Here is a 4,538-nt window from a genome sequence, read left to right as displayed (position 1 = left end):
CCGTTCGGCCCGATCAAAGCATGCCGGGCGCCCTGCTCGACGCGGAGCGAAAGATCCCGCGTCACCTTGAGGCCGCCAAACTGCTTTTCCAGTCCTTGCGTTTCCAGCGCTAAGGTCATGGCGCATCGCTTTCGGGAACGGCAACGGCGGCCTTGCGCCCCGCGAGGTGGCGGATGATGAGGTTCGGCGCCCACAGGACCCAGCGATGCATGCGCTGGCGACCGACCAGCACGATGATGACCAGCACCAAACCGATCCAGAATTGCCAATACTGCGGAGTGATGGTGGAAAACACTTCCTGCAGCATTCGAAACACCAAGGCGCCGATCAGGCCTCCGTACAGATAGCCGGTGCCGCCGATCACCAGCACCAGCATCAGATCGGCCGAGCGCTCGAACGAGAAGACGTCAAGCGAGGCGAGTGCGGTGCTTTGAGTGAACAGCGCGCCCGCGATCCCGGCGTAGAAAGCGGCGAGCGTGTAGATCGCAACCAGCCGCTTGTTGACGGGAATACCGATTGCGGCGGCGCGCAGGGGATTGTTTCTGATCGCGCGCAGTGACAGCCCAAACGGCGAATGCACGATCCGTCGCGCCAACAGGAACAATACAAACAGCACGGTGAGGCAATAGAAAAAACCGACCTTGCCAAACATGTCGAAGGTGAACAGGCCGAGGATGGGCTGCATCTCAATGCCCTGCAGCCCATCGGTGCCGCCGGTGAGGTTAGAAAATCGCTCCGCCAACGCTTCCAGCAGCAACGCAATGCCGAGCGTCACCATCAGCCGAGTGAGGTCGACGCCCCTGATCACCAGAAAACTGGTGACAAAACCAAGCACCGTGGCGGCGAGGCCCGCCAAAACCAGCGCGACGACAGGTTCGGTGACAAGCCCGTGCAGAGCCATCAACCCGGCGGAATAGGCGCCCACGCCAAAGAACGCCGCATGGCCAAGCGAAACAATCCCGGCGTAGCCGAGGATCAGGTCCAGCGAGAGGGCAAACAACGCCAGCCGGACAACATCCGTCATGATCAGGTATCGAGAGGGAAACAGGAAGGCGCAGGAAAGCGCCAGAACCCAGAACACGATCTCGGCTGCGCGCCAGCGCGCGTGCTGCCTGGCGTTATGTCCGACATCGGCTGGCGTTCTCATTGCCGTGCTCAACGCGCGGCAGTACGGCCAAACAGGCCGTTTGGCCGCCAGATCAGGATCACGATCATGATGGTGTAGATCACGAAGGGCCCGAGCTTCGGCACATAGTATTTGCCGGCCACGTCCCCGATGCCAAGCAGAAGCGAAGCCAGAAACGGACCGGTGATGCTGGATGAGCCCCCGACGGTCACCACGATCAGAAAGTAGATCATGAACTTGAGCGGGAAATATGGATCCAGTCCCAGAATTTCCGCGCTCAGCGCGCCGCCAAGGCCGGCGAGCCCGCAACCGAACGCGAAAGTGAATGCGAACACCTGTGGCACGTTGATGCCGAGGCCGCTGGCGGCGCGCGGATCATCCACCGCCGCCCGCAATCGGCTGCCGAAGCGGGTTCGCGCCAACACGAGTTGCAGCGCCACGGTGAGCAGCCCGCAGATCACGATGATCATCAGCCGGTAGCGGCCGATGCCGACGCCGAAGAAATCGATTTGGCCTTCGAGCGCTTCCGGAATCTTGATGAACACCCTCGACGATCCCATGATGTAATCGACCGCGGCCACCGACATGAACACGAGACCGACGGTGAACAGCACCTGATCAAGGTGACTGCGGGCGTAAAGGTGCCGATAGAGCAAACGCTCCAGCACCGCGCCAATGACCGCACTGGCTGCGAAGGCCAACGGTAAACCAGCGAAGAACGGCCAACCGGCCTGATTAACCAGTACCGCACACACGTAACCGCCCGCCATCGCGAACGCACCATGCGCGAGATTGACGAAATTCATCAGCCCCAGGGTAACAGCCAGCCCGCAGGCGAGCACGAACAGCAGCATGCCGTAGGCGACGCCATCGAACAGGATGGTGAACAGCGTGGTCATTCGCTGAAAGCCCTCATGCTGATGAGGAGCGGTGTCGCCGCCGCGTCTCGAAACACGCGGGCTTCGCTCGACGCCAGCCCCATCCCTCGAGACGCCGGCCGAGCGGCGGGCTCCTCAAAATGAGGCCCGCCTCTCCGCGTCGATCTCACTTTTTCGTCTTGCCTGGGTCCTTGACGGCCTCGAACGTCTGGAATTCGACGTTATAGAGTTCGCCATCGACCTTTTCCACTTTACGGATGTAGATGTTCTGCACGATGTCGCGCGTTTCCGGATCAATCGAGATCGGACCGCGCGGGCTTTCCCATTTCATCCCTTTCATGGCCTCGACGAGAGCGTCGCCGTCGGTCTTGCCGCCGGTTTTTTTCAGCGCCGCGTAGATCAGGTGAATGCCGTCATAGCCGCTGACGGCCATGAAACCGGGACGGGAGTTGAACGCCTTTTTATAGGCGGCGACAAACGCCTTGTTCATCGCTGAGGGATGGGCCGCGGAATATAAATGCGCTGTGACGGTGCCGAGCGCCGCATCTCCCATGCCGTCGAGCAGATCGTCGTCCATGACGTCGCCGGGGCCGATTACCTTGATGCCGGACTTATCGAGGCCGCGTTCGGCATATTGCTTCATGAAGTTGCCGCCCTGGCCCGCTGGCACGAACACGAACATGGCGTCTGGTTTTGCGTCCTTCATTCGCTGCAGGAATGGCGCGAAATCGGGATTAGCCAAGGGTACCTTGACCTCTTCGACAATCTGGCCGCCGCCCGCGGTGAAATGCTCCTTGAAGAAGTTCAGCGCGTCGTTGCCGGGAGCGTAGTCCGAGGTCAGCGTCGCGACTTTCTTGATGCCATTCTTGACGGCCCAATCACCGATGATGGTCGAGGACTGCGCCAGCGTGAAGCTGGTCCGAACGATGTAGGGCGACCGCTCGGTAATGATGGAGGTACCCGCCGCCATCACAATTTCCGGGATCTTGCCTTGCGTCGCCAGAGGCGCGGCGGCCAATGCCGCCGGCGTGACGCCGAAGCCGGCGATGAAATTGACCTTGTCGTTGACGATGAGCTCCTGGGCCAGCCGCTTCGTGTTGTCCGGGACCGCCGCGTCATCCTTGAGAATGACCTGGATCTTCTTGCCGGCCACGGTGTCGCCGTTCTGCTGCATGTAAAGCTTGACCGCATTGTCGATCTGCTTGCCGGTCGAGGCCTGCCCGCCGGTCATTGGCAGGATCAACCCGATCTTGACGGTCTCCTGCGCTTGCGCTGCCGCTGCGGCGCTGGCGATCGCGAGACCGGCCGCAGCCAGCGACAACAGCTTAGTACGAACCAACATGAACGCTCTCCCTGATCGATTTCGTGCCTCGAACCGTGTCCCCGGCCCTTGGCTGATGTTAGCCGGATTGTTCGGCCCTGTATGGCGCGGCATGGCGTCTGAACCGCGCGAGGATGTCAATCTCGCACATCGGCGAATTCTGTCCGATCGACGGCGGGCCGGGCTGAAAAGATGGAATTGCTGGTGATAAACCACCCGCTGTATTATAATACCTACAATGGAGAACTCACTGTTGTCTCTTTCGCGGTAGAGACATCTCCCATTTGTGTGCTCCCGATTGAACAGCTTGCGACATTGCGATGCCGCCAACCCCTCTTCGCCTTGCACTGCTCTCGGCGTTTGCGCTCTTCGCGCTGAGCCTCAGCGCCTGCGGCACCATCAACGAGAAGCTCGCCGACGGGATCGGCGACTATGTTCCTCAATGGGCGGGAGGCTTGCCGGCCGACGCGCCGCCCCGGCCTGGCACCGCCAAATACGACGAGTTCATGAGAGAGCGGGAAAGGAAGCGTCTCGAACCGGCGGCGTCGAAGAATGAAGGTGGGGACGTTCGTTCGCCGTCAGCGGGGGCGTTGTATTGATCGCGACGGTTACGTATTGCCGCTACGGACAACCTGATCGACTCCAACCCCCTGCCCTCGCAAGGTGGCCCAGACCAGCCTCAGGTCTCCAACAAAGTTTTGGGTGCGAACATATTGCGCATCGATTTCGGCGAGCCGATTGGCATCCGACATATCGACGCCGCTGACCTGCGCCAACCCGGTGATGCCAGGCCGTACGGCAAAGACACCCAATCGCTTCCGCGCCTCGACCAATTCGGTCTGCGACGGCAAGCAAGGCCTGGGTCCGACCAGGCTCATATCTCCGAGCAGCACATTCCATAGCTGCGGAAGCTCGTCGATCTTGAATCGCCGGAGAATCTCGCCGAGGGAAGTCACGGCCGATGCTTGTACCTGGTGCGTCGGGAGGTTGGCCGTGCCCGAATACATGGTGCGCAATTTGTAGCATGTAAAAAGGCGGCCGTTTTGTCCGACGCGAGGCTGAGCGAAGATCGCCTTGCCCGGACTGTGAAGCTTGATCGCGACGATGATCGCCAAAAGCACCGGCCAGAAAAGCGCAACGAACAACGCGCAGGTCGCGACGTCGAGCGCTCGCTTCATCTTTCGATCAACCAAACGATCGGCACAAACATTTT

5 protein-coding genes and 1 pseudogene are annotated in these 4,538 nt (G+C 60.6%); 1 reads left to right on the top strand and 5 read right to left on the bottom strand.

Going from position 1 to position 4,538, the window contains the following annotated elements; genetic code table 11:
* From VJV58_RS08135 to VJV58_RS08120, 4 genes and pseudogenes are all read right to left on the bottom strand, one after another.
* Positions 1–119: pseudogene (locus VJV58_RS08135) on the bottom strand (ABC transporter ATP-binding protein); the annotation flags it as partial.
* The gene (locus tag VJV58_RS08130; RefSeq protein ID WP_324136829.1) at positions 116–1,147 is read right to left on the bottom strand and encodes a branched-chain amino acid ABC transporter permease; all 1,032 of its coding nucleotides are present in this window, start codon (positions 1,145–1,147) and stop codon (positions 116–118) included. The pseudogene VJV58_RS08135 and the gene VJV58_RS08130, both read right to left, overlap by 4 nt.
* Positions 1,148–1,155: 8 nt before the next feature.
* The gene (locus tag VJV58_RS08125) at positions 1,156–2,025 is read right to left on the bottom strand and encodes a branched-chain amino acid ABC transporter permease (RefSeq protein WP_324136828.1); all 870 of its coding nucleotides are present in this window, start codon (positions 2,023–2,025) and stop codon (positions 1,156–1,158) included.
* Positions 2,026–2,170: 145 nt separating this feature from the next.
* Positions 2,171–3,346 carry an ABC transporter substrate-binding protein gene (locus tag VJV58_RS08120; protein ID WP_324136827.1) on the bottom strand — a complete coding sequence of 392 codons (1,176 nt, stop codon included), beginning with the start codon at positions 3,344–3,346 and terminating at the stop codon, positions 2,171–2,173.
* A gap of 299 nt (positions 3,347–3,645) precedes the next feature.
* On the opposite strand from VJV58_RS08120, the gene VJV58_RS08115 reads away from it, so the two are divergent.
* Positions 3,646–3,924 (top strand): hypothetical protein, encoded by a 279-nt coding sequence (locus tag VJV58_RS08115; protein ID WP_324136826.1) that lies wholly within the window; start codon positions 3,646–3,648, stop codon positions 3,922–3,924.
* Between the two features lie 9 nt (positions 3,925–3,933).
* Here the strand turns inward: VJV58_RS08115 and VJV58_RS08110 are convergent, their stop codons facing one another.
* Positions 3,934–4,503, bottom strand: a complete 570-nt coding sequence (locus tag VJV58_RS08110) for a sugar transferase (protein ID WP_324136830.1) — start codon at positions 4,501–4,503, stop codon at positions 3,934–3,936.
* Positions 4,504–4,538: the final 35 nt, after the last annotated feature.

It is taken from the genome of Bradyrhizobium sp. (genome assembly GCF_035273305.1).
GTDB lineage: Bacteria > Pseudomonadota > Alphaproteobacteria > Rhizobiales > Xanthobacteraceae > Bradyrhizobium.
This window is presented reverse-complemented; position numbering and strand designations above follow the sequence as displayed.